Origin of the sequence: Algibacter amylolyticus, assembly GCF_014202225.1 — a bacterium.
GTDB classification, from domain to species: Bacteria; Bacteroidota; Bacteroidia; order Flavobacteriales; family Flavobacteriaceae; genus Algibacter_B; species Algibacter_B amylolyticus.
The window spans coordinates 96,670-122,612 of sequence record NZ_JACHGE010000010.1; the positions used below are offsets into that span (position 1 = coordinate 96,670).

Annotated in this window: 28 protein-coding genes; 20 read left to right on the top strand and 8 right to left on the bottom strand. The window is 32.7% G+C overall.

Annotated elements, in window-relative coordinates; all coding sequences use genetic code 11:
* Positions 1–184: 184 nt before the first annotated feature.
* The gene (locus HNQ90_RS16095; protein WP_144116694.1) at positions 185–631 is read left to right on the top strand and encodes a HEAT repeat domain-containing protein; all 447 of its coding nucleotides are present in this window, start codon (positions 185–187) and stop codon (positions 629–631) included.
* Between the two features lie 79 nt (positions 632–710).
* Here HNQ90_RS16095 and HNQ90_RS16100 read toward each other — a convergent pair whose 3' ends face one another.
* The 4 genes from HNQ90_RS16100 to HNQ90_RS16115 form a co-directional block, all read right to left on the bottom strand.
* Positions 711–1,337, bottom strand: coding sequence for a LysE family translocator (locus HNQ90_RS16100; protein ID WP_144116695.1), 627 nt, complete (start codon positions 1,335–1,337; stop codon positions 711–713).
* A 313-nt stretch (positions 1,338–1,650) separates the two neighbouring features.
* A complete protein-coding gene (locus HNQ90_RS16105) occupies positions 1,651–3,315 on the bottom strand; it encodes a SulP family inorganic anion transporter (RefSeq protein WP_144116696.1) in 1,665 nt (554 codons plus the stop codon).
* A 99-nt stretch (positions 3,316–3,414) separates the two neighbouring features.
* Complete coding sequence (locus HNQ90_RS16110; protein WP_144116697.1) at positions 3,415–3,786, bottom strand: hypothetical protein; 372 nt, start codon at positions 3,784–3,786, stop codon at positions 3,415–3,417.
* Between the two features lie 124 nt (positions 3,787–3,910).
* Positions 3,911–4,492, bottom strand: coding sequence for an NUDIX hydrolase (locus tag HNQ90_RS16115; RefSeq protein ID WP_144116698.1), 582 nt, complete (start codon positions 4,490–4,492; stop codon positions 3,911–3,913).
* A gap of 132 nt (positions 4,493–4,624) precedes the next feature.
* On the opposite strand from HNQ90_RS16115, the gene pyrE reads away from it, so the two are divergent.
* Positions 4,625–5,269 (top strand): orotate phosphoribosyltransferase, encoded by a 645-nt coding sequence (gene pyrE / locus HNQ90_RS16120; RefSeq protein ID WP_144116699.1) that lies wholly within the window; start codon positions 4,625–4,627, stop codon positions 5,267–5,269.
* A gap of 80 nt (positions 5,270–5,349) precedes the next feature.
* Positions 5,350–5,745, top strand: coding sequence for an SRPBCC domain-containing protein (locus tag HNQ90_RS16125; RefSeq protein WP_144116700.1), 396 nt, complete (start codon positions 5,350–5,352; stop codon positions 5,743–5,745).
* Here HNQ90_RS16125 and HNQ90_RS16130 read toward each other — a convergent pair.
* Positions 5,742–6,473, bottom strand: a complete 732-nt coding sequence (locus HNQ90_RS16130; protein WP_144116701.1) for a biotin--[acetyl-CoA-carboxylase] ligase — start codon at positions 6,471–6,473, stop codon at positions 5,742–5,744. The genes HNQ90_RS16125 and HNQ90_RS16130 overlap by 4 nt on opposite strands.
* Before the next feature lie 94 nt (positions 6,474–6,567).
* On the opposite strand from HNQ90_RS16130, the gene rsfS reads away from it, so the two are divergent.
* The 7 genes from rsfS to HNQ90_RS16165 all read left to right on the top strand — a co-directional run bounded on the left by rsfS (position 6,568) and on the right by HNQ90_RS16165 (position 12,539).
* Positions 6,568–6,939, top strand: a complete 372-nt coding sequence (gene rsfS / locus HNQ90_RS16135; RefSeq protein WP_144116702.1) for a ribosome silencing factor — start codon at positions 6,568–6,570, stop codon at positions 6,937–6,939.
* A 9-nt stretch (positions 6,940–6,948) separates the two neighbouring features.
* Positions 6,949–8,913, top strand: a complete 1,965-nt coding sequence (ftsH, locus tag HNQ90_RS16140; protein WP_144116703.1) for an ATP-dependent zinc metalloprotease FtsH — start codon at positions 6,949–6,951, stop codon at positions 8,911–8,913.
* A gap of 121 nt (positions 8,914–9,034) precedes the next feature.
* Complete coding sequence (locus HNQ90_RS16145; protein WP_144116704.1) at positions 9,035–9,643, top strand: LUD domain-containing protein; 609 nt, start codon at positions 9,035–9,037, stop codon at positions 9,641–9,643.
* Position 9,644: 1 nt separating this feature from the next.
* A complete protein-coding gene (locus HNQ90_RS16150) occupies positions 9,645–10,466 on the top strand; it encodes a phosphatidate cytidylyltransferase (RefSeq protein WP_144116705.1) in 822 nt (273 codons plus the stop codon).
* Positions 10,456–11,112, top strand: a complete 657-nt coding sequence (locus HNQ90_RS16155; RefSeq protein ID WP_144116706.1) for a phosphatidylserine decarboxylase family protein — start codon at positions 10,456–10,458, stop codon at positions 11,110–11,112. The genes HNQ90_RS16150 and HNQ90_RS16155 overlap by 11 nt, the downstream gene beginning before the upstream one ends.
* On the top strand, positions 11,105–11,371 hold the full coding sequence (locus HNQ90_RS16160) for an acyl-CoA-binding protein (RefSeq protein ID WP_144116707.1): 267 nt from the start codon (positions 11,105–11,107) through the stop codon (positions 11,369–11,371). Before HNQ90_RS16155 ends, HNQ90_RS16160 begins: the two co-directional genes overlap by 8 nt.
* Positions 11,372–11,441: 70 nt before the next feature.
* Positions 11,442–12,539 carry a hypothetical protein gene (locus HNQ90_RS16165; RefSeq protein WP_144116708.1) on the top strand — a complete coding sequence of 366 codons (1,098 nt, stop codon included), beginning with the start codon at positions 11,442–11,444 and terminating at the stop codon, positions 12,537–12,539.
* A 75-nt stretch (positions 12,540–12,614) separates the two neighbouring features.
* Here HNQ90_RS16165 and HNQ90_RS16170 read toward each other — a convergent pair whose 3' ends face one another.
* On the bottom strand, positions 12,615–15,248 hold the full coding sequence (locus HNQ90_RS16170; protein WP_144116709.1) for a valine--tRNA ligase: 2,634 nt from the start codon (positions 15,246–15,248) through the stop codon (positions 12,615–12,617).
* 305 nt (positions 15,249–15,553) lie between these two features.
* On the opposite strand from HNQ90_RS16170, the gene HNQ90_RS16175 reads away from it, so the two are divergent.
* A complete protein-coding gene (locus tag HNQ90_RS16175; RefSeq protein ID WP_144116710.1) occupies positions 15,554–15,970 on the top strand; it encodes a DUF1573 domain-containing protein in 417 nt (138 codons plus the stop codon).
* Between the two features lie 56 nt (positions 15,971–16,026).
* Here HNQ90_RS16175 and HNQ90_RS16180 read toward each other — a convergent pair whose 3' ends face one another.
* A complete protein-coding gene (locus HNQ90_RS16180; RefSeq protein WP_241678371.1) occupies positions 16,027–17,355 on the bottom strand; it encodes an aspartyl protease family protein in 1,329 nt (442 codons plus the stop codon).
* Between the two features lie 118 nt (positions 17,356–17,473).
* Between HNQ90_RS16180 and HNQ90_RS16185 the strand changes: the two genes are divergently transcribed.
* The 4 genes from HNQ90_RS16185 to HNQ90_RS16200 all read left to right on the top strand — a co-directional run bounded on the left by HNQ90_RS16185 (position 17,474) and on the right by HNQ90_RS16200 (position 21,076).
* Complete coding sequence (locus tag HNQ90_RS16185; protein WP_144116711.1) at positions 17,474–18,664, top strand: pyridoxal phosphate-dependent aminotransferase; 1,191 nt, start codon at positions 17,474–17,476, stop codon at positions 18,662–18,664.
* Positions 18,664–19,677, top strand: a complete 1,014-nt coding sequence (murB, locus tag HNQ90_RS16190) for a UDP-N-acetylmuramate dehydrogenase (protein ID WP_144116712.1) — start codon at positions 18,664–18,666, stop codon at positions 19,675–19,677. Before HNQ90_RS16185 ends, murB begins: the two co-directional genes overlap by 1 nt.
* Before the next feature lie 68 nt (positions 19,678–19,745).
* On the top strand, positions 19,746–20,279 hold the full coding sequence (locus tag HNQ90_RS16195) for an RNA polymerase sigma factor (protein WP_144116713.1): 534 nt from the start codon (positions 19,746–19,748) through the stop codon (positions 20,277–20,279).
* A gap of 8 nt (positions 20,280–20,287) precedes the next feature.
* Positions 20,288–21,076 (top strand): anti-sigma factor, encoded by a 789-nt coding sequence (locus HNQ90_RS16200; protein WP_144116714.1) that lies wholly within the window; start codon positions 20,288–20,290, stop codon positions 21,074–21,076.
* Between the two features lie 86 nt (positions 21,077–21,162).
* On the opposite strand, the gene aqpZ is transcribed toward HNQ90_RS16200, so the two are convergent.
* Positions 21,163–21,849 carry an aquaporin Z gene (aqpZ, locus tag HNQ90_RS16205; protein ID WP_144116715.1) on the bottom strand — a complete coding sequence of 229 codons (687 nt, stop codon included), beginning with the start codon at positions 21,847–21,849 and terminating at the stop codon, positions 21,163–21,165.
* Between the two features lie 152 nt (positions 21,850–22,001).
* On the opposite strand from aqpZ, the gene HNQ90_RS16210 reads away from it, so the two are divergent.
* The 5 genes from HNQ90_RS16210 to gap all read left to right on the top strand — a co-directional run bounded on the left by HNQ90_RS16210 (position 22,002) and on the right by gap (position 25,927).
* Positions 22,002–22,205: a membrane or secreted protein gene (locus HNQ90_RS16210; protein ID WP_144116716.1), complete on the top strand. Its 204-nt coding sequence runs from the start codon at positions 22,002–22,004 to the stop codon at positions 22,203–22,205.
* Positions 22,206–22,211: 6 nt separating this feature from the next.
* A complete protein-coding gene (locus tag HNQ90_RS16215) occupies positions 22,212–23,324 on the top strand; it encodes a glycosyltransferase (protein ID WP_144116717.1) in 1,113 nt (370 codons plus the stop codon).
* Positions 23,315–23,860 carry an RNA polymerase sigma factor gene (locus tag HNQ90_RS16220; protein ID WP_144116718.1) on the top strand — a complete coding sequence of 182 codons (546 nt, stop codon included), beginning with the start codon at positions 23,315–23,317 and terminating at the stop codon, positions 23,858–23,860. The genes HNQ90_RS16215 and HNQ90_RS16220 overlap by 10 nt, the downstream gene beginning before the upstream one ends.
* Positions 23,861–24,028: 168 nt before the next feature.
* Positions 24,029–24,907, top strand: coding sequence for a lipoyl synthase (gene lipA / locus HNQ90_RS16225; RefSeq protein ID WP_144116719.1), 879 nt, complete (start codon positions 24,029–24,031; stop codon positions 24,905–24,907).
* A 3-nt stretch (positions 24,908–24,910) separates the two neighbouring features.
* Positions 24,911–25,927, top strand: a complete 1,017-nt coding sequence (gap, locus tag HNQ90_RS16230; protein ID WP_144116720.1) for a type I glyceraldehyde-3-phosphate dehydrogenase — start codon at positions 24,911–24,913, stop codon at positions 25,925–25,927.
* Positions 25,928–25,943: the final 16 nt, after the last annotated feature.

A 25,943-nucleotide genomic window follows, 5' to 3' on the forward strand; every position in this document is an offset into this window, starting at 1 on the left:
TCTGTTTACAATCACAGTTTTCAGTTTTAGCTGTTTTTTGGAAATATTATAAATATCCCATTTAACTTAATTTCTCTATATTCTATTTTTTTCCATCAACTGCTCCACTTCTTGCTTGCAACTCCAAAATGTAACATTTCTCAGATATTGTTTACTAATAAGTAAACAAACCATCTAAGAAACCATGCTACACAACTTTACATATGTTCTTTTTAAGCTGAAACTGATACAACCATCTCAAAAAGCAATACGCTTTTGGATGGATTGTGAGGATACAGATAAATTGGAGTTTGCTTTAAAGCATGGCAACTACAAAACAAGAAAATTAGCTGCTGAAGCTTTAGAGCAAATAGCAAAACCTTGTTCTATTCCGGCCCTATTAAATTGCATTAATGATAAAGTACAAAATGTTTCGGTGGCTTGTTTAAATGCTTTAGAGCGCATTTCCCCTAACGATGAGCTTATAAAAACCATTGTTAGAAAGCGTTTTAATTGGGTAAATGAAATTCGAGAAAAACGGGCTAAATACGAAGCAAACAAGCATGTAAAACACACCATTTACCGTTGGAGGCGTACTAGTAAAGAATCGTATGATCGGGTTAAGGAACAACTGAAAAAGCCTATAAGATGATGTATTAGGTAATTAATGTTAAGCTCTTACATGTTACTGTAGGTTCTTGGTAGTACTTGTTGAGTTTTATGAATGTATTTTATTTAAAATATATGAGATAAATAAGATTTCCAATACCTACAACACCCGTTAAACATCCTAATATAAAATCCATTTTAGTGGCTATAAAAGTAAGCTTATGTTCAATTTTACTTGCTACAGTAGCGTACAACGCATACAAAGTAAATGAGCCTATGGTAGAACCTATGGAAAAGTAAAAGCTATTTTGCAACGAATACTCAAAATACCCCAACCCTATTAATAAAGAAATGGATGTAAAATAAAATGGAATAGCAAACGTATTTAATAGCGACATACCTATACCGTGCATGTATGCTTTAGACTTTTCTATTTTTACTTTTTTAACCTGTTTGTTAGACGTAAAATACAACCTAAAAAAATTAATTGACAATAGTATAAGTATAGCTGTTCCTATTTTTTGAATAAGAGTTATGTATTGGGAATTTTTCATTAAAATACTTGAAAAATAAGCTCCTATATTAGCCTGAAAAAATAAAACTGTAGCAAAACCGCCTATTAAATAAAAAGCCGATTTCCTGCCGCTTTTTAAGCTAAACTTAACTACTGTTAGATTTAAAAAACTAGGTGTAATACTGCCCGAAGAGGCAATTATAAATCCAAAAAATAAGCACGTAAAAAAAACCATAATTTATATCTTAAAGCAAAGTAACTACTTAAGAGTATAAAAAATTGACTCGTTTAAGGTTAAGTTTAACCCGATAGGTTTAGATTTAAGTTAGGCTATTTTTTGAATTGGCGTTATGTAACACTTTCTAGACACAAAAATGACTGGTTACTGAAAACTGACAACTGCGGACTAGTTGCGTTAGGGATTGAACGACCTGTTTGAGCTCCCCGACTTTTTGGGAGGGAGCGAGTAGTGAAAGCCCGACCCTTGCGGTAACGCCCCAATTATTGTCATCATTAAAAGATAGAAATTACCTGTAGCGCAACGTCCATTAAAACTTATATTCCGAAAGTCCTTTTGGGAATGCTTCTGGGTTAGCGGCTAAGTGGTAGCGAGGATCATCGACATCTTCGATAATAACTTCTCTAAACTTAGGGCTTGATTTGTAAAGCAATATTTTACAGTCTTCGCTTAGGTGTTTTAACTTGATGGTTTTGCCTGCGGCTTCGTATTTGTTAACGATATTGAAAATGGCTTCGAGGGCAGAATGATCACTTACTCGAGACTCTACAAAATCTATTTCGATATGATCTGGATCATTTTTAACATCGAATTTTTCGTTAAAAGCCTGAATTGAACCAAAGAATAATGGCCCCCAGATTTCGTACGTTTTTGTTTTACCATCTTCTGACAGACGCTTTCTTGCTCTAATTTTTTTAGCGTTTTCCCAAGAAAATACTAATGCTGAAATGATAACACCAACGAATACAGCGATGGCTAAATCGACAAATACAGTTACTAGAGATACGGTTATAAGCACAACAGCATCGGACATTGGGATTTTCTTTAAAATCCTGAAACTTGACCATGCAAAGGTTTCGATAACCATCATGAACATAACACCTATTAAGGCTGCAATAGGTACCATTTCGATTAATTTATCGGCAAAAAGGATAAAAGATAATAAGGTTACTGCCATCATGATTCCTGATAAACGACCACGACCACCAGCGTTAATGTTAATTACAGTTTGCCCAATCATACCACAACCACCGGTTCCACCAAATAATCCAGAAACTATATTTCCTGCACCTTGCGCTACACATTCTTTATTTCCGTTTCCTCTTGTTTCGGTAATATCATCGACTAAATTCATAGTCATTAATGTTTCAATTAATCCAACCGAAGCCGCCAAAAATGCAGGCAAAGCGATAAATTTTAAGGTATCTAAATTAAATGGTAAGTTTTGCCATAGCTCGATATTAGGCGTTGGAAACTCGCCTTTTAAGCCAGTTCCGCCACCTTCAATAATATAAGACCCTACCGTTGAAACATCCATATTAAAACCTATAACTATAAGGCTGGTTACTAATATAGCTGTTAATGCAGCTGGTAACTTTTTTGTGATTTTTGGTAAGCCCCACATTATCCCCATGGTTAAAAGCACTAAACCAATCATGGTGTATAACTCTGCTCCTTGCATGTATGTACTTACATATTCTTTAACTCCTTCGGGAGATACTTGTAAAGATTTATGCGAAAACATTTTTACCTGTGCCATGAAAATAACAATAGATAAACCGTTAACAAACCCCATCATTACTGGATGTGGTATTAAACGAACAAAACGCCCTAGCTTAAAAACACCTGCTAAAATTTGTATGATACCCATTAAAATAACACAGGCCATAAGGTAGAAAAAACCCATATTTTCGATAGGTGTATCTAATAACATACCTTTGGTATGCCCTTCTGCAATCATGCTAACAAAAATAACCGCTACTGCACCAGCTGCTCCAGAAATTAAACCTGGTCTACCTCCAAAAATAGCTGTAATTAAACCAATAATAAATGCTCCAGACAAAGCCATTAATGGGTCTATTTGAGCTACAAAGGCAAAGGCAACCACCTCTGGGATCATAGCTAAAGAAACGGTGATACCACTTAAAATATCGTTTTTTGCGTTAGCAGAGCGTTTTCTGAAAAATTCGGTCATGATTCTTTTTTTGAAGCTGCAAATTTACGCTTAATATAATGGTAGGCAAGTGAGAGGGATTATAATTTAGTTTTATGAAATTATAACGTTTTCGTAAGTTTAGGCTAATTTCTTTTTAAGCCAAATAAGCGCTTCTTCTCGATCTTCAAACAGCTTAGTTGTTTTGTGAATGGAACCACTAACATTTAACAGGGTTTGGGTAGACATAACACCTCCACTAGTTTGCGTTACTACTGCCATGTGCTCTATTTCTTTTAAATTACAAATCCTTTTTTGAGCACTAAAAGTATATGTGTAAGAATTCTTTTTATTTACCAGCAGGCCACAAGGTGCCATTAAATGGTTAAGCACAAATTTATGATATTCATCTACCAAAGTATCGTCCATTACCACGCCTTGATTAACGATAACCTCTGCTAAATTATTTTGAATAATTATAATCGAGCCAAATGATAATTTAAAAATGCTCATCGCTTCATAGTATAAGCGTATTAAAATAAAGACATAGCTTTACAAGCTAATAAGAAATTTACTAAGATAATCATTTTACTTAACAAGTCCATCAACAATAATCTGCTGGTAAAATAATGCCCCATTAAACTAGTAATTTAATATTTGCATAAGAATTTTTTAGAGCTTCTCTTCTTAGCTCTTCATTTAACCAAGCCACTTTTGTAATCCCTTCGTTTTGTTGCGCTTTTAACTTACCCTCGTAGGTGGTTTTCATTTCAAACCAATAGGTAACCTTAATTTTATAACTGCCGTTACGCTTGAAAATATGATATGTGGTATCTAGTTGTTTTACAATCTCTAAATCTTTAACACCTGTTTCTTCCTCTACTTCGCGTATGGATGTTTGCTCAATACTCTCCTTTTTTTCTGTTTTTCCTTTAGGTAAATCCCACTTATCATTTCTATAGATAAAAAGAATGTCTCCATTAGCGTTATAAACTTTACCGCCACCAGCAACAACGTTAGGAAGTTTTTTTAAAAACTTTTTTAATAGTTTTTTCGGATTTTTATGAATGAGCCTCACCTCACTTAATTCCGTTTTATTAAGCTTCTTAATCACCTTATCCATATTTACTGTTTTTAGTAAATAATTTTTAAAGTTAGTTTCCTCTTCAGCTACGGTGGTTAATATTATTGGTTTATCACCAACAAAAATTTTATACATGGTTTGCAATATCTAATAATTTGGTATTGTAAAAATATCATTTTTAGTTACATATAAACCATTGTTGAAAAAAATAATTTTATTAATATCCTACAGTTGATATAAATTTAAATTTATCCGTAATTTTGTATTATGATTTTTGACAAAGACACAGCTAAAAAAACCGCCGAAGTTTTATTGCAAATTAATGCCATAAAACTCAGTCCTCAAGAGCCTTTTACATGGGCATCTGGATGGAAATCGCCAATTTACTGCGATAATCGCATTGTTCTATCTTTCCCTACCATTCGAAATTATATTCGCGAAACTATGGGTAAATATATTGAAAGAGAGTATGGCAAACCCGATGTTATTGCCGGTGTAGCCACAGGCGCTATTGGTATAGGCATGCTAGTTGCAGAATATTTAGGTCTACCCTTTATATATGTAAGACCAGATGCAAAAGGACATGGTAGAAAAAACCAAATTGAAGGATTTGTAGAAAGCGGACAAAACGTAGTAGTTGTTGAAGATTTAATAAGCACAGGAAAGAGCAGTTTAAATGCTGTTAAAGCCTTAAAAGAAGCAAACATTAATGTAAAAGGAATGGTTGCTATTTTTACTTATGGTTTTGCCATAGCTGAAGCAAATTTTAAAGAAGAAAACATACGTTTAAATACGTTAAGTAATTATGATAATTTACTTGAAGAAGCTTTAGAAACCAATTATATTTCTGAAAAACAACTAAAAACGTTGTCTGAATGGAATACCAACCCTAGTGAATGGAACGCTATTTGATATAAAACGAACGTTGTTAAGTTATGAAGTCGTTTAGATTATCAACGAAGCAACGTTACAAATAACAACTTTACAACATTATGAAATTAGAATCCCCGAAAATTAGCGTTAAAAAATCTCCAGAAGATGTTTTTAACTTTTTAACAGATATAAAAAACTTTGAAACGTTAATGCCTGAAAACATCAGCAAATTTGAAGTTTTAAGTGAAGACAAGTTTTTATTTGCCTTAAAAGGTATGCCAGAAATTGTTTTAAAAAAGAAAGAAGTTATACCTCCAAATAAAATTGTTTTAGGAGCTGCTGGTGGAAAAATAGATTTTTCACTAATAGCTAATATTGTGCAAATAGATGCCGAAACAAGCGAGGTTAAACTCGATTTTAATGGCGATTTTAATCCCATGATGGCAATGATGATTAAAAGCCCAATCACAAAATTTATTGAAACGCTGGTAACAAGTATCCCAAAATCTATTTAATACAAAAGGGTAATTTCTTTTAAATCGAATGCCTTCAATACATCATCTTCTAACAGAACTTGAAGGTAGCCAGCATCAGAAACACTTTTTATAAAACCAGAAAACATAAGGCCTTCAGCATTTTTAAATGTTGAAGGTTTATTTTTTCTAAACAATTGTGCTTCATATTCCTCCTTAATACTTTCATATTTTTCATCTTTTAAAATCAAAAAGTAAGATTTAAGATTACTAATCATAACCTTAAGAATCTCGTCAACATCAAAAGTTTTGTCTGTAATTCTTTTTAATGAGGACGCTTTAGGTAAATTTTCGAAGGTTGTTTGATTAACATTTAGTCCAATTCCTATAATTGAAGCATTAATTTTATTCTTTTTTATGACATTTTCAATTAAAACGCCACATATTTTTTTGTCTGCTGACAAAATGTCGTTAGGCCATTTCACACTTAATTTAGGGATTTCAAACGATTTTAGAGTTTTTAAAAGTGCCAATGAAGTTATCATACTAACATAAAACGGATGCTCTAATGGCATATCAGATAAATCTTTAAACACACTAAACATCAGATTCTTACTAGCTTCAGAACTCCAAACCGAACCTCTTTGCCCTTTTCCTTCTGTTTGATTTTTTGCGGTAACTACCGTGTAATCATCAATAAATTCTGTGCCACCTAACGCTTTTAAATAGTTATTAGTTGAATCGATGGCATTAAGTTTGACTATACGCATATAAAGGTTATTAACAGTACTCTAAAATCTTATGAAAATTTTAAAGTATAAAGAACTAAAAAAATAATAACTTTGCACAAATTAATTATATTTAATGGCGAAAGAAAAAATAAGCGCAGACCAATTAATATCTGTAATAATCAGTGGGATTGAAGATGTTAAAGGAAAAGAAATTAATATTCTAGATTTAAGGGAAATTGAAAACACGGTTTGCGATTACTTTATTATTTGCGAGGGAACTTCAAATACGCAGGTAAACGCTATTGTAAATTCTATCCAAAAGAAAGTAAGTAAAACTCTTAAAGATAATCCTTGGCATACCGAAGGTGCAGATAATGCAGAATGGGTATTAATTGATTATGTAGACGTTGTGGTGCACGTATTTCAAAAACATATTAGAGAATATTATGATATTGAAAGCCTTTGGGGTGATGCAAAAACAACTGTTATAGAAACGAGTTACTAAAAAGAACAAATGGCAAACGAAAATAAAAATTTAAAAGATAAAAAGCCTAAATTTAGTCCGTATTGGATTTATGGTATACTAATAGCCCTTTTCTTAGGGTATCAATTATTTAGTGGTGCAAGTTATCAAGACGCAAATAAAACAACGCCTTCAGACTTTTTTAAGTATTTAGAAGATGGCGATGTGTCGCGTATTGATATTATTAAAAACACACGAGTTGCAAAGGTATACTTAACTAAAGATGCTTTGGAAAAGGAGATTCACAAAAATTCTAAACCTCAAACATTTATTCCATCGGCTACCATATTACCAAACTACAGATTTGAATTTGGTGATCTTCAAAATTTCGAAAATCAGTTAAATGAAAAAACAGCAGATTTAGCTACTAAACCTGTAGTAACGTTTGATACCGAAACAAACGACTGGGGCAATTTACTAATGGGTATCCTTCCTTTTATACTATTAATAGGTGTTTGGATATTTATTATGCGTAGAATGTCTGGTGGTGCTGGCGGAGGTGCTGGCGGACAGATTTTCAACATTGGAAAATCTAAGGCTAAACTTTTTGACCAAAACACAGAAGTTAAAACAAGCTTTAAAGATGTTGCTGGTTTAGAAGGTGCTAAAGAAGAAGTTCAAGAAATTGTAGACTTCCTTAAATTTCCAGAAAAATACACAACTCTTGGTGGTAAAATTCCAAAAGGAGCCTTACTGGTAGGACCTCCAGGAACCGGTAAAACCTTATTAGCTAAAGCTGTTGCGGGTGAAGCTAAAGTACCTTTCTTCTCATTATCTGGTTCAGATTTTGTTGAAATGTTTGTTGGTGTTGGTGCATCTCGTGTTAGAGATTTATTTAAACAAGCTAAGGAAAAATCGCCTTCAATCATTTTTATTGATGAAATTGATGCTATTGGTCGTGCAAGAGGTAAAAACGCCATGTCTGGAAGTAATGACGAGCGCGAAAACACATTAAACCAATTATTAACCGAAATGGATGGTTTTGGTACCAATACAAATGTTATTGTAATTGCTGCTACCAACAGAGCCGATATTTTAGATAAAGCACTTATGCGTGCTGGTCGTTTTGACAGACAAATTTTTGTTGATTTACCAGATGTTCGCGAACGTGAAGAAATTTTTGAAGTGCATTTACGTCCTTTAAAAAAGGCTAAAAACTTAGATTTAGATTTCTTATCTAAACAAACTCCTGGTTTCTCTGGAGCAGATATAGCAAATGTTTGTAATGAGGCTGCCTTAATTGCTGCCAGAAACGGAAAAAAAGCTGTTGATAAACAAGATTTCCTAGACGCTGTAGATAGAATTATTGGAGGTTTAGAAAAGAAAAATAAAATAATAACACCAAGTGAAAAACGCGCAGTGGCATTCCACGAAGCTGGACACGCCGTTACAAGTTGGATGTTAGAGCATGCTGCACCACTAGTTAAGGTAACTATTGTACCTCGTGGTCGCTCTTTAGGAGCTGCATGGTATTTACCAGAAGAACGTTTAATAGTGCGCCCAGAGCAAATGCTAGACGAAATGTGTGCTGCTTTAGGTGGTCGTGCTGCCGAAAAGGTGATTTTTAATAAAATTTCTACAGGTGCATTAAGCGATTTAGAAAAAGTAACAAAACAAGCTAGAGCTATGGTTACCATTTATGGTCTTAGCGAAAAGGTTGGAAACCTTACTTATTATGATTCTTCAGGGCAAAGTGAATATGGATTTTCAAAACCATATAGCGAACAAACTGCAGAATTAATTGATAGAGAAATTTCAGATATCATTGAAAAACAGTATCAACGTGCTATAGAGTTGCTTGAAGCTAATAAAGATAAGCTTACACAACTTGCCGAAGTACTTTTAGAAAAAGAAGTTATTTTTAAAGATAACCTTGAAAAAATATTTGGAAAGCGACCTTTTGAAAAAGAAGTAGCTTTAAATACAAAAGAAACCATAAAAGACGAAGAGGAATAAAACTCAAACATCTTAAATTGTTAAGCATTTGGTAAAAATCTTAAATTAATCGCAGGGTTAATTTAAGATTTTTTATATTTGATGAACCTCATCGAATTTTCAGTTAATAGCAACACATTAAATGAGTCTTTTTAGAAAAATTTTTGGTTCTAAATCTGCACGATCAGAAGAAGAATTAAAATCTGACAATAGAGGCAAATACATGCCTGAGATTAAGCTACCAATAGACGAAAGGTTTACTATAAACTTTAAAGCTAATGGCGGCAAGTTTCTGTATTGCGAAAATTTAAATGAAATTTATAAAACTTTAGAGTACATTATTGAAGAAAATGACTGGCAAGAAGAGCAAGTCCTTTTATTAGATTCTGAATTATCAGCTAAGTTTAAAAATTCTAATTTACTCCCTACCAAAAAGATAAGTGACGCCACTTTTTTCTTAACAACTTGCGAAAACTTAATAGCTAACGATGGATCTTTACTAATTTCATCGAAACAAATTTTCGAAAAGAAACTTCCCGAACTACCTTTTAACTTTATTGTGTTCGCTACAACAAGTCAGATTGTAGATAATATTGGCGAAGGCTTACGAGGTATAAAGTCTAAAAACAAACAAAAGATTCCAACAAACATTACAACAATAAAGCATTTTAAATCTGGAGATAAAAAAGATTTTTTAAGCTATGGAAGTAGCGCGAAAAACTTATACCTACTACTTTTAGAAGACTTATAGGATGAAAGAAACTCTGACACGATCAATTTCTGGAATAATCTATGTTTCGTTGTTACTTATTTGTTTATGTTTCGAACAAGCTTTAATTGGTCTTTTCTTTGTGTTCGGCATTATTTGCTTAGGCGAATTTAAAAAGCTTATTCAATTAAAAAGCTACATCCCGTATATCATATTTATTTTACTCTATGGTGTTTTCGCGTATTGGGAACCCGTGTTAAATACTCACGAAGGTTTAACTGAAGCGGTACAAATCTTAATGGTACTTTCCATATTTGTAAACCTATTTTTAATAAAAGATTTATTTTCAACACGAAGTATTCCTTTATTTGCTACTAAGCGCTATTTATTAACCACATTTTATGTGTCTAGTGCTTTTGTTTTTTTAATTTTAATTGCAAACCATTACGAAAACTACAACCCCAATATTGTTTTAGGAACATTTTTACTCGTTTGGGTTAACGATTCCTTTGCTTACCTAGTTGGTAAAAATTTTGGCAAACAAAAACTTTTTGAAGTCATATCTCCAAAGAAAACTGTCGAAGGATTTCTTGGAGGATTATTCTTTTCGTGCGTAGCAAGTTATTTTATTGCTACCTTTACACACACATTAGGAACTACAAGTTGGTTAATACTAAGTATAATTATTAGTGTATTTGGTACTTTAGGCGATTTAATAGAATCTAAATTTAAAAGACAAGCAAACGTTAAAGATAGTGGTGTTATAATGCCTGGTCATGGTGGATTATTAGATAGACTAGACAGCATATTTTTTGCAGCGCCATTTATATATTTATTTTTAAGAATTTTGAATTATGTTTCATAAAGAAGGTCATAAAATTATAGTCATTACTCTACTTATAGTTGTAGGCGGTTATTTATTAGCTGATAGTTTTATAGAGACTACTTGGCTAAGAACCATTATTATGCTTGTTTTATTAGTGTTTTTAATACTAATTCTTCAGTTTTTTAGAAACCCAAAAAGGCTAACACAACTTAATGACGAACAGGTTATTTCGCCTGTAGATGGTAAAGTAGTTGTTATTGAAGAAGTTTTTGAAAAAGAATATTTTAAAGAAAAACGATTACAAGTTAGCGTATTTATGTCTCCAATAAATGTTCATGTTACGCGTTACCCTATTGGAGGAAACGTAATTTTTAGCAAATATCACCCTGGTAAATATCTAGTAGCGTGGCATCCTAAAGCAAGTGAAGAAAATGAGCGTACCACAGTGGTTGTTGAAAACAAAACATATGGTAAAGTGCTACACAGACAAATAGCAGGCGCTTTAGCTAAACGTATAGTTAATTACTCGAAGGTTGGTGACACTGCGGTTCAAGGTGGTGAATCTGGATTTATAAAATTTGGGTCGCGTGTAGATTTATATTTACCTTTAGACACTAAAATTAAGGTAGCGTTAAACCAAAAAGTTAAAGGAGGCGAAAGTATCATTGCAGAAATTAATGAGTAGTAATAAATTAGACATAGAATTTCAAGAAGCTGTAGCAAGAGTAAATGCGCACAAAGAGCCTTTTCCTGCAGATACGCTTTTAAAGCTATATGCTTACTACAAAAAAGCAACTAACGACTATGGACGTCCAAAAAGCAAAAAAGAAATAATTAATGCGTTTAAAACAAACGCTTTATTTCAGGCCAAGGGACTTGCTGAAGATGAAGCTAAACAAGCTTACATTGATTTGGTAACAAATTACTTTTTATACAGAGAATAGTAGTTTTTACTAGCTCTTAAACTAGATTTTAAATTTAGTAAACCCTGTACTCCTTTATTACAACTTGATTATGAAAAACATTCTATTCATACTCTTCCCTATTTTATGCTTTCAAATATCGTGTAAAAACAAAATAAGTCTACCCGAAAAGCAATGGACTAACCACAACTTACATGAGTTGAATCCAAAAGTAGTTGAACAACAAAACTTTTCGGAAATAGAAATTGAAACCAAAATAAACACAAGTATCCAAACCCAAATAAATAAAGGCATCTTAGTATCTAACATGAAGGTTCCTTTTAATGAAAAGACATTATATTATTTAGGATTAATACATCCTAACACCTTAAATCTATTTTCTAAAAACCAAATTACTGACCAAAAAGCTCCGGAACTAAACAAAAAGCTTCACGTTTATAAGTATGATTACTTTTATATTTCAACTGAAACAAATGAAACCGTTAGTCAACAAAATGTGTACTACGCTTTGCGGGCCATTAACATTCTAAAATACAGATATCCCCAAGCCTATAACCGATTAATTAAAAATACTATGTTTGGCCCAAAGCCAATGCCAAGTGCTGGTTTTAATTACTTAAATACCAACCAAGCTATTTGGATAGGTTTTAACAAAAACCCTTCAGCTATTGCATCAAACAGATTGTATTTGATTTTAGATGGCTATGCAGACACCAATAAAACTATAGATTTATACAGAAATATTGCTATAGTAAATATTGATAGCGAAAACATTTTAGGGCATTTAAACTTAGGGAGCAAACCTATTTATGGCAATAGTACTGCCAATAAAAACAGAATGGACTATTTAAAAGAAGGTTTAGTGGAAAGTATTTTACATGAAATGCTGCATAACTATATTGATTATGCCCACTCTGCACTACCAGAATACAATGTGCTATATAAGATGCGTAGTAAGACTAACTTTAATAATTTTGAAGAGATTATGGTCCTAAACACTTCGCTTTCTTACCTGTACAGAAAAGGAGGTTTTACTAATAAAATTAGGGATTATTACTACCCAAATACTTTTGATGCCAACGTAACTAATTTAAAACACAGCGGACTATTTGAAATTTATTTTAAAAGTGTATTTAATAAGCAACCTTATAATTTAAGAGAAGATTTAAAACTAAGCCTTTTAAATTAAAACAGCCATGATATTTAAAACACCATGGCTGTTTGCAATGTATATAAAATTACGTTTTTACGTATAAGCTTATTACTAACCTAAACTAGCCAAACTCGTTTTTAAAGTTTCTATTTTAGCTAAAGCATCTGCTTCTTTCTTCTTTTCGCTTGCTACGACTTGCTCTGGTGCTCCGGCAACAAAACGCTCGTTAGAAAGTTTCTTTTGTACCGATTTTAAGAATCCTTCAGTATAATTAAGCTCTTCGGTTAATTTCTTGATTTCTGCTTCAACATCAATAGCACCAACCATTGGAATAAAGTACTCATTTGATTTTACTCTAAAGGTTAATGCACCTTCAATAGCTTCAGAAACCGTTTCAATACCCTCTAGATTTCCTAGTTTAGCAATAACGCCATTAAATGTTGTATTTGATTTTTCATTATTTATTACTGAAAAAGAAATAGCATCTTTAAAGGCTATATTTTTTTGTTTACGAATGTTTCTGATGCCCGAAATAACTTCAGATGCAAATTCAAACTCGTTAATTAAGGCCTCGTTAATTGGTTTAGCTTCTGGCCATCTAGAAACAATTAAAGCTTCTTCTGGTGTACGTTCTGAAATATACTGCCAAATTTCTTCCGAAAGGAATGGCATAAACGGATGCAATACTTTCAAATTATTTTCGAAAGCTTCAATAACCGATGCATACGTTTTTGCATCAATTGGTTTTTGATAAGCTGGCTTAATAATTTCTAATAACCATGAAGAAAAATCGTCCATGATTAATTTATAAATAGACATTAAAGCATCGCTAAGTCTGTATTTACTAAAATGATCTTCAATTTCAACTAAAGCTTTTTGAAACTTAGCTTCATACCACTCCAACCCTACTTTTGCAGTTTCTGGTTGCGGTATAGTTTCATCAATTTCCCAACCTTGAATTAATCGAAAGGCATTCCAAATTTTATTTCCGAAACCTTTTCCTTGTTGGCAAAGGGCTTCATCGAACATTAAATCATTTCCTGCTGCTGAACTTAATAACAAACCAACACGAACACCATCGGCACCATATTCTTCTATAAGTTTTAAAGCATCAGGGGAATTCCCTAAAGATTTACTCATTTTACGGCGTTGCTTATCGCGAACTAAACCTGTTAAGTAAACATTTTGAAAAGGCTTTTCATCTTTATATTCATATCCAGCAATAATCATACGTGCCACCCAGAAAAACAAAATATCTGGACCTGTTACCAAATCGTTAGTTGGATAATAATATTTAATTTCTTCGTTTTCAGGATTACGAATACCGTCAAAAACACTCATTGGCCATAACCAAGATGAGAACCAAGTATCTAAGGCATCTTTATCTTGAGTAAGGTTACTGGCTGTTAGTTTTTGGTTATTGGTTTTTTGTTTTGCTTTTTCTAGAGCGACTTCAATACTTTCGGCTACTACAAAATCTTCTTTTCCGTCTCCATAGAAATATGCAGGAATTTGTTGCCCCCACATTAACTGACGCGAAATGTTCCAGTCGCGAATATTTTCCATCCAATGGCGGTACGTATTCTCGAACTTTTTTGGGAACAATTTAATATCATGATCTACTAAAACCGACTTAATGGCAGGTTTTACTAGCTCTTCCATTTTTAAAAACCATTGGTCGCTTAAGCGTGGCTCAATAACAGCCTTAGTTCTTTCGGATGTTCCTACTTTATTTATATGTGTTTCCGTTTTAACTAAAAGACCGCTGTCTTCTAATTCTTTAGCTATTTCCTTTCTTACTACAAAACGATCTTTACCTTCATAATGCAACCCAAAGCTATTTAAAGAAGCATCTTCATTAAAAATATCTATAACTTCTAACTTATGCTTATCTCCAAGGTTCTTATCGTTTTCATCGTGTGCAGGTGTTACTTTTAAACAGCCTGTACCAAACTCTACATCTACATATTCGTCTTCAATAATAGGAATAACGCGATTACAAATAGGCACAATGGCTTTCTTTCCACGTAAGTGAGAAAAACGTTCGTCTTCTGGGTTAATACATATTGCTGTATCTCCAAAAATCGTTTCAGGACGTGTAGTTGCAATGGTTAGCGTATCTTTACTTCCTTCAATTTTATACTCTAAATAGTAAAGGTTACCCTGACGCTCTTCATGGATTACTTCCTCGTCGGACAAAGTTGTTTTAGCCTCAGGATCCCAGTTAACCATACGGTAACCACGATAAATCATGCCTTTTTCGTATAAATCAACAAAAACCTTTATGACAGCTTCACTCATGTCATCGTCCATGGTGAATTTTGTTCTATCCCAATCACAAGAACACCCTAATTTTTTAAGCTGTTCTAGAATTACACCACCATACTCGTCGGTCCAATCCCAGGCGTGTTTTAAAAACTCATCGCGAGACAAATCATTTTTATCAATACCTTGCTCTTTTAACTTAGCAACTACCTTGGCTTCTGTAGCAATAGATGCGTGATCTGTACCCGGTACCCAACATGCATTTTTACCTAATAAACGCGCACGACGTATAAGTACATCCTGAATGGTATTATTAAGCATGTGCCCCATGTGTAACACGCCTGTAACGTTTGGTGGCGGAATTACTATGGTATAAGGCTCTCTTTCATCTGGTGTTGAATGAAAATAATTGTGTTTCATCCAGTAGTCGTACCATTTACTTTCTACCTGATTTGCATCATATTTTGATGGGATTTGCATGCTTTGGAATAGTTTTTGAATATTGATGTGCAAAAGTACTCATATTTCTTTTTCTATAAAAACTATATGTGGTAATTGAAAAGTTGAATAACAACTAATTTTAACACCTATTAAACATTGATATAAAAATGTTATATGTACTTTTAACCGTGTTGAATATGTTAACACTTACGCATTACGTCTATTATTTTTGCAGATTATAGGAAAAGTGAGTATGTTTGGCAAGGTTTTAGAGCTATAAAAAAAGAATACACTCAATTAATTTTGGGTATTAAAATTAAGAACACTTTAAAAAAGATAAAATCATGAAACAATTAATTACTATTTTATTTATCGGATTAATAAGTTTTGGTATAAACGCTCAAGCAAAAATTGAGTTTAAAGCGGAAACTATCGATTATGGAACTATAGAAAAAGGAGCGGACGGCGTTCGTGTATTTGAATTTACAAATACAGGAAATGAGCCGCTAATAATATCTAACGTTAAATCATCTTGTGGTTGTACTGTACCTTCTAAACCAGATGGTCCAATTATGCCAGGAAAAACAGGAGAGATAAAAGTTAAGTATGACACCAATAGAGTAAATCCTATTAGAAAAACAATTACTGTAATGTCTAACGCAGATACACCAACTGTTGCCTTAAAAATTAAAGGTTTAGTTGTAGATACTAGTAAAGCAAGTGTACTTGACAAAACAGAAAAAAGTATTGTAGAAAACTAATAGTTGCTATAAAGTATATAAGAGGCTTGATCCAAATGGTTCAAGCCTCTTTTTTTTTACAATAAATTTTTAAGTTTAAAATTAAAACTGAGAACCTCATCATCCCTATCTACAACCACCCTTATTTTTTTGCCTTCTTCACCATAAAACATAAGCATAATTTGTTGCAATGTAAACTGATGACTCCTTTTACCATTTATACTTAAAATAACATCTCCAATTTTTAAACCAGCTAATGCGGCTGGAGAGCCCGCTCTTAACTCCACTATAGAATACGCTGGTATTAATGAAATAGTTACTGCATTTGAATATACCAGTTGGCCTTTCTCAACCTGTGGTTTACTGGTTGATTTTGCATCGCTCCTTTTTAGTTCCTTTACTAATCTAACACCATTATGAGCTAGTTCCACTCCGCTTTTATTATAACTAAACGGCTCTTTAAACTTATTGTTTTTTTTAAGAATCATTTGTGCCTTCCTGTAATCAAAAATGATATTAAAGCGCTTTAAAATATTACCAGATATACTTCCGTTTCTATCTTTTATTTGTTTCGCATGAAAAATATTTTCGGTGTTAGGGAAAGCCACATTTGCGTTTTTAAGTACAAAACGTTTTAACGTTAAGGCTTCAATTTTAGAACGCTTACCATAAACACTACCATTTAAACCATGACCAAGAAAATCGTTAAAATAATTTTCTCCACACTTAATACCTAGCGCATCATCTTCAAACAGCCATAAAGCATCACTTCCGCCAGAATCTAATAAAAGCTTTACGGGTATATTTTTATTATCTATGGTAACCTCAACATTTACATAAGGCTTTCCGTTATAAAACTCTAAATTAAACTGTTCGCAGTTTTTACACTTTTTATTTTGATACGTTTCTGGGCTTGTTAATCTTAAATAGGTTTTGGAGTAATTTATTTCGACAATTAAATCTTTAAACAAATCAAACCCCATAATACCATGAACAGCAAAACCTAACCTAGGAGCAAGATTTAAATTAATATTATAAACGGCATATAAATCCTGATTCCATTTTACAGCATCACCTATCTTAAAAACATTATTAGTTGACTTTAAGGCTTCAACAGACTCTCCTCCTCCTAAGCCTCTTAACATAATCGTCTCGGTGTTTTTAATTTTTAAGGTATCGGAAACATTTAAAAAATTAAAAATTATAGGTTTGCTAACACCGGTATCTAATAGAAATGAAAGTGTAACGCCGTTAATTTCAACAGGTATAACAATTAAATTATTAATTAGTTTGAATTTTATTTTATCTGATTGCTTTCTATTTTGAACCACAAACTTATTCTGGGAATAGCTTGAAACCCCAAAAACAAAGAAAATTACCACAAAAACAAAACTTTTATTCATCATTAAACCGATTAATAGCATAATCAATTTACAAATCTTTAGTTTAGCAGTATTATTTACCGCTATTTTTTTAAAAAAATTAAGATTTTTTTTATAAAATTTGTAGCTTAAAAAGAAATAAATGCCAACAATATCTAAAAAAGGGCATGATATGCCTGCTTCACCAATTCGAAAGCTTGTACCTTATGCAGAACAAGCTGTAAAAAACGGAAAAAGCATATACTACTTAAATATTGGTCAGCCTGATATAAAAACACCAGAAGTTGCATTAAATGCAGTTAAACAAAACGATATTGAAATCTTATCGTATTCAAGGTCTGAGGGCTCTGACTCTTACAGAAAAAAGTTAGCAAAATATTATAACAGTCATAATATAAAGGTAACATATGAAGATATTATAGTTACTACAGGAGCAAGTGAAGCTTTACTTTTCTTATTTAGCAGTACTATGGATCCGGGAGATGAAGTTATTATTTCAGAACCATTTTATGCTAATTATATTGCATTCTCTACAGCTTCGGGAGTTAAAGTAGTTCCCGCAATTTGTGATATAGATGATAATTTTGCACTTCCGTCGGTTAAGGCTTTTGAAAAACTAATTACCCCTAAAACTAAAGCCATTTTAATTTGCAACCCAGGAAATCCAACAGGTTACCTGTATTCTAAAGAAGAAATAGAACAACTTGCAGAAATTGCTGTTAAGCATGATTTATTTTTAGTTGCAGATGAAGTTTATAGAGAATTTGTTTATGATGGACATAAACACCACTCTATCATGGAAGAAACCAATATCGATGAGCATGCAGTAGTTATAGATTCTGTTTCAAAACGTTACAGCATGTGTGGCGCACGTGTTGGTTGCTTGGTTACTAAAAACAAACTAGTTAGAGAAACGTTTCTTAAATTTGCTCAAGCTAGATTAAGTCCACCAACCTACGCACAAATAGCTAGTGAAGCCGCTTTAGATACGCCACAAAGTTATTTTGATGATGTTATTGAAGAATATGTTGGTAGAAGAGATATACTAATTAGCGAACTTAATAAAATTGAAGGTATAAAAGTAGCCAAACCTAAAGGTGCTTTTTATTGTATTGTTGAGTTACCTATTAAGAATTCCGATCATTTTGCAAAATGGCTATTAGAAGAATTCCATATAAATAATGAAACGATAATGGTTGCACCAGCCGATGGATTTTATTCGACACCTGGCACAGGCCTAAACCAAATTAGAATTGCTTACGTACTTAATAAGGAGAGCTTAATTAAAGCTGTTTATATTTTAAAAGAAGCTTTAAAAGTTTATAAAGACTAGTGCAAATACAAAATAACATATCATTAAAGCCATACAATACTTTTGGTATTGATGCGCATGCAAAACACTTCGTTTCGGTTAATAATTTAGAGGATTTAAAACATATTCTATCTTTAAAAAACCAACCTAACAAACTTATTTTAGGAGGAGGCAGCAACATGTTGTTAACCCAAGATTTTGATGGTCTTGTTATCCGTATAAATTTAAAAGGCATAAAAATTATTTCTGAAAATGAAGATTCAGTTAAAGTACAAGCCAATGCTGGCGAAAATTGGCATGAATTTGTGCTTTGGTGTATTAATAATGATTTTGGCGGTATTGAAAACCTGTCCTTAATACCCGGTAACGTTGGCACCGCACCTATTCAAAACATTGGTGCTTATGGGGTTGAGCTAAAAGATATTTTCGAATCTTGCGAAGCCGTTGAATTAAGCACTCAAAAAATAAAGTCTTTTTATAAAGCAGATTGCAATTTTGGCTATAGAAATTCCGTTTTTAAACAAGAAGCTAAAGGAAAATTCATCATTACAAGTGTTACCTTTAAACTATCAAAAAAGGAGCACAACTTAAGTATTAATTATGGCGCAATTACCTCTCAACTAGAAGCAATGCAGGTTAGTAAACCAACCATACAAGATGTTTCAAAAGCGGTAATAAGTATTAGAGAAAGTAAGTTACCAAACCCTAAAGAGATTGGTAATAGCGGAAGTTTTTTTAAAAACCCGGTAATTTCTACAGCACATTTTAATACGTTACTTGAAAATTTTAAAGACATACCAAGTTATCCTATTTCACAGGAAGAAGTTAAAGTTCCTGCAGGTTGGTTAATTGAAAAAGCAGGCTTTAAAGGCAAATCTTTCGGAGCTTATGGTGTTCATAAAAACCAAGCATTAGTGCTTGTTAATTATGGCAATGCAAAGGGTATAGATATATTAAACCTTTCTAAATTAATCCAGAAAACGGTAATGCGTATTTTTGGTATTTCAATTGAAGCAGAAGTAAATATCTTATAATCTCAAAAGAAATTTCTAACTTTGAGAAAATATTTAGCCACTAAAAGCAACTATAAAAACTAACCATCTTGATTTCACCAATAGAAAAGCAAATAGTTACTTTACTTCAAAATAGCGATAAGAAAGCAATTAGTTTGCTTTATGAAAACTATGCTGATGCCTTATTGGGTGTTATAAAGAAAGTAATTGCAGACGATGATACGGCTCAAGATGTGCTTCAAGAAACATTTGTTAAAATTTGGCGATATGCTAAAAAATACGATGCTAGCAAAGCAAAACTATTTACTTGGTTATATAGAATTGCCTATAACTCAGCTATTGACAAAATTCGATCGCAGAAGAATAAAACCAATAATGAAGTCCAAATGGAAACTTCAACCGTATATAAAGTAACATCCAATGAACTAAATCAGGATGTTTTGGATATAAAAAAACATTTAAGTAGCTTAGATACAAAATACCAAATAGTGATTAACGCTCTCTTTTTTGAGGGCATGACGCAGCAAGAAGCTAGCGACGAATTAGAAATCCCATTGGGAACCATAAAATCAAGATTAAAAATAGGATTACGTGAATTAAAAAAAATTTACGATCCTCAATAACCAAAGTCATGAATGAGAAAATAAATACTTTTTTAAGTTCTGGCCTATTAGACAAATATCTATTAGGTGAAACCACTCCTGCAGAAGCAGAAATGGTGGAGTCTTTTATCGCAAGATACCCAGAAATCGAAAACAACTACAACATGATGCAGCACAACCTAGAAGTGGTTGCTAAAGCTAATGCTGTAGAAGCACCTAAAGCCATCTTAAATTCTATTTTAGATGAGCTAGACGATACACCTGTTGTTAATTTAAATAGTCCAAAAAAGCATAAGAAATGGTTTAAACTTAGTATTGCAGCTAGTGTTGCAGCATTAATTTTTGCTGGATCTTCTACTTATTTTTATGATCAAAATCAAAAACTACAAAGCGATACCGTAGTTGTTGATGAAGAGATTGAAGATTTAAGAAGCGACATTGCCAAAAACAATGCCATGCTAGACAAAGTAATGAGACAACTTTTAAAGCTTAATAACCCTGAAACTGAAAAGTACATTATTACAGGAAATGAGCGCGCTAAAGACTTAAAAACTGTTGCTTACATTAACCCTAAAGAAAAAACATCTATGATAGATGTGGTTTCTTTACCAGAATTACCAGAAGAACAATGCTACCAAATATGGGCAGAGTTACAAGGTAAAATGGTAAACCTAGGTATTTTGGATAAAGCAGACCGAAAATTAAGAAACATACCTTATATGGAGGATGCTCTTGCTTTAAGTATTACTATAGAGCCTAAAGGCGGTAATGCTGTAGCATCAACCGAAAACTCTGTAGCCCAAATTAGTTTGCATTAAATTACAATTTACTGAATATATTTAAGCCTCATTTTACAATGTAAAATGAGGCTTTTCTTTTTTAAAGAAATTCTAAATTCTTTATTCTAATCTTTACTGAATAATGCTTTATGTATTAAACCAGCAACTATAGCACCCGCTATTGGCGCAATCCAAAACAACCAAAGTTGACTAGTAAACTCACCTCCTGCAAATAGCGCTTGACTTGTCGAGCGAGCTGGATTAACTGATGTATTAGAAATTGGAATACTTATTAAATGAATTAATGTTAAAGCTAAGCCAATTGCCATACCAGCAAAACCTTTAGGCGCCCTTGGATAAGTGCTTCCTAAGATAATTAGTAAAAAAAACATAGTTAGCACAAACTCAGTGACTAAAACCGATATCATTCCATAACCTCCAGGAGACAATTCGCCATAGCCATTGGCCGCAAAACCACCAATATCGGTAAAATCAGATTTCCCGGAAACAATTAAATATAATACGCCTGCTGCAGCTATAGCCCCAAAAATTTGAGAAACAATATAACCTAATAAATCTTTAGCCTCAAATTTCCCTCCAGCCCACAAACCCAATGAAACGGCAGGATTGAAATGCCCTCCAGAAACATGACCAACAGCATAAGCCATAGTCAAAACAGTAAGACCAAAGGCTAACGACACTCCTACAAAACCAATTCCTAGCTCAGGAAATCCGGCTGCAAAAATAGCACTACCACAACCTCCAAAAACAAGCCAAAAGGTTCCAAAAAACTCTGCGAATAATTTTTTCATAATTATAAAATTTTATTTAGTTAATGAAATCAAACATGTAAACATCTTATTATAAGACCCTAAGATATATAATAGTCACATAAGTTTACCTGACAATTCTTTTAAAAACTATAAACTAAAATCTTATCTTTGCACAAATAATTACACTCTCAATGAAACTTTTTTTAATTACCATTGTACTTTTAGGAATAGGAATAGCTGGAATAGCTATTAAAATTTGGGCTAAAAAAGACGGTAAATTTGCCGGTACTTGCGCTAGCCAAAACCCGATGCTTAATAAAGAAGGAGAATCTTGCGGTTTTTGTGGAAAAACCCCTGACCAATATAGCGACTGTAACGAACCTCAACATTCCTAAAACTTTATGGGGTTTCTTGATTTTGTATTCTACGGTTTTATAGCCGTAGTAATTATTCAAGTTATTTTTTATCTTTTTTTATTTGGAAGTTTTACGTTCTTAAAACAAAACAAAAGTACAGCTAAAAACTTAGCTGTTTCCGTTATAATTTGTGCTAAAAACGAAGCCGAAAACTTAAAAAAATTCCTTCCATCCATCATAAATCAAGATTATAAAAATTTCGAAATAGTTTTAATTAATGATGCTTCATCAGATGACACCTTGGATGTTATAGAGCATTTTGCCAATGTACATAGCATTATTAAAGTCGTTAATGTTAAAAGTATTGAAGCCTTTTGGGGAAATAAAAAATACGCATTAACTTTAGGTATAAAAGCTGCAAAAAACGACTACCTTTTATTTACAGATGCCGATTGCAAACCTGTGTCTAAATATTGGATACAAGACATGACAGCTCATTTTGACAGTAAAAAATCGATAGTTTTGGGTTATGGCGCCTATGCTAAAATTAAAAATTCGTTTTTAAATAAACTCATCCGTTTCGAAACTTTTATTACTGCCATAAACTATTTTTCGTTTGCAAAAGTGGGATTGCCCTATATGGGCGTAGGGCGCAATTTAGCGTATACTAAAAAAGCTTTTTTCGATGCAAATGGCTTTATAAACCATATAAAAATTAGATCTGGTGATGACGATTTGTTTATAAACCAAATCGCAACTTCACAAAACACAGCAATCAGTTTTAACAAAAATAGTTTTACAGAATCCATTCCAAAAACAACCTATAAAAACTGGTTTAAACAAAAAAGGCGACACGTATCTACCGCCAAACACTATAAAATGAAGCACAAAGTGTTACTTACACTTTTATATGTTTCAGCTTTTTTATTTTGGCTATTTGCTATAACTTTACTAACACCATTATTTAATTGGCAGATTGTATTAGCTTTATTACTTTTTAGAATTGTAACTCAATATATAATTTTAGGAATGGCATCAAAAAAACTAGGAGAGACAGATTTATTGCTATTACTTCCTTTTTTAGAAATCTTTTTAATTATAGCCCAATTAACTATATTTATAAATAATATAATATCAAAACCTAATCATTGGAAATAGAGGAAGCTATTTTGCGAGCCAAAAAAAATGACCAAAAAGCATTTAATTACTTATTAGATACTTATTGGGATAACGTTTATGGTTTTCAATTGAAGCGAACAGAAAATGAAAATGATGCCGAGGATATTACTATTCAAACCTTCTCTAAAGCATTCGATAAAATTAATACTTTCGATGAAAACTATACTTTTAAAACATGGCTAATAACCATATCGAAGAATATTCATATCGACTTATTAAGAAAAGAAAAAAACTCCATTGCTCAAGTTATTTCAAAAGATAACCGAGAACTATTTCAGGTTTTAGATGAAACACCTTCCGCAGAAGATAAATTAATTACCGATCAAAATTTAGCCAAATTACTACGCGACATTAAAAAGCTAAAACCACATTATCAAGAAATTATAAACTTACGCTATTTTCAAGAGTTTACTTATAAAGAAATTTCAACCGAACTTAATGAACCTATGAGTAATGTTAAAGTAAAATTACTTAGGGCAAAAAAGCTATTAGCTGAAATAATTAGAGGAAAGTAATCAAACTAAACACATCGTCATTTAACGTTATTAAAGTCTCCCTCAGCCCGCGGAATCCTTGAACCGTTTTTAGCATCCCAAAAAAATTAAATAGTACAGGTTTGCAAACCAAGTTGGACAACTATTTAAAAGAATACTTTGTATCTTTGCTATCTACATTTTAGAGATATGAATACCGAAACAAAATCGAATATATTACCAGAACGAATAGCTAAACCAAAATGGTTACGTGTAAAGCTTCCAACAGGAAAAAAATATACGGAGCTTAGAGGTTTAGTAGATAAATATAGCCTAAATACTATTTGTACTTCTGGAAGTTGTCCAAATATGGGCGAATGTTGGGGAGAAGGTACTGCCACATTTATGATTTTAGGAAACGTTTGCACACGCTCTTGCGGATTTTGTGGTGTAAAAACAGGCCGACCAGAAACGGTAGATTGGGATGAGCCAGAAAAAGTTGCACGATCTATAAAAATTATGCAAATTAAACATGCTGTTTTAACAAGTGTTGATCGTGATGATTTAAAGGATATGGGAAGCATAATGTGGGCAGAAACGGTTAAGTCGGTTAGAAGAATGAACCCAAACACAACACTTGAAACACTTATACCAGATTTTCAAGGAATTGAAAAACATATTGATAGAATTATTGACGTTGCGCCAGAAGTAGTATCTCATAACATTGAAACCGTACGCAGATTAACACGTGAGGTTAGAATACAAGCTCAATACGACCGTAGTATGGGTGTTTTAAAATATTTAAAACAACAAGGACAACGCAGAACAAAATCTGGGATTATGCTTGGTTTAGGCGAAACCAGAGAAGAAGTTATTGAAACGCTACACGACCTTAAAGCTAATGATGTTGATGTTGTTACTATTGGTCAATACTTACAGCCTAGTAAAAAGCATTTACCAGTAAAGCAATTTATTAATCCAGATCAATTTAAGGAGTACGAAGAAATTGGATTAGAATTAGGTTTCCGTCATGTTGAAAGTAGCGCATTAGTAAGGTCATCTTACAAGGCACAAAAACACATAAATTAATATATGATTAATGTTGCCATAAATGGTTTTGGCAGAATTGGTAGACGCGTTTTTAAACTACTACAAAACCATGAAACTATTCAGGTTGTTGCTATAAATGACTTAGCCGATGCTAAAACGTTAAGCCACTTACTTAAGTACGATAGTGTACACGGTGTTTTTAATGCAGATATTTCACATGATGAAAACTGTATTATTGTTAACCAAAAACGTATTTCACTATTAAATGAAAACCACCCGAGTAATATTAACTGGAAACCATTTAATATTGATTATGTAATTGAAGCTTCCGGAAAATTTAAAACAACTGCCGATTTGCAGTACCACATAACTAATGGAGCTAAACAAGTTGTATTAAGTGTACCTCCTCTAGAAGACGATATTAAAACTATAGTATTAGGTGTAAACGATTCCAGTATTGATGGTAGCGAAACCATAATATCAAACGCATCGTGCACCACTAATAATGCGGCACCCATGATTGATGTAATCAATAAACTATGTGGTATTAATCAAGCTTATATTACAACGGTACACTCCTACACTACCGATCAAAGTTTACACGACCAACCCCATAGAGATTTACGACGCGCTAGAGCCGCAAGTCAATCTATAGTGCCAACAACAACAGGCGCAGCAAAAGCATTAACTAAAATTTTCCCGGAACTCTCCAATGTAATTGGTGGTTGTGGTATTCGAGTTCCAGTTATAAACGGTTCGTTAACCGATATTACATTTAATGTAAAGAAAGCTGTAAGTATAGAAGATATTAATAATGCCTTTAAATTGGCTGCCAATAAAAATTATAAAGGCGTTATAGAATATACAGAAGATCCAATCGTTTCTATTGATATAGTTGGAAACCCTCACTCTTGTATTTTTGATTCGCAAATGACCTCTGTAATTGGAAATATGGTGAAAATTATAGGGTGGTATGACAATGAAACAGGGTATTCACAAAGAATCATCGACTTAATATGTAATTTATCGGCAAAAAAGTGTCTTTTATCGATAAAATAATTATATTTGTCAGCGC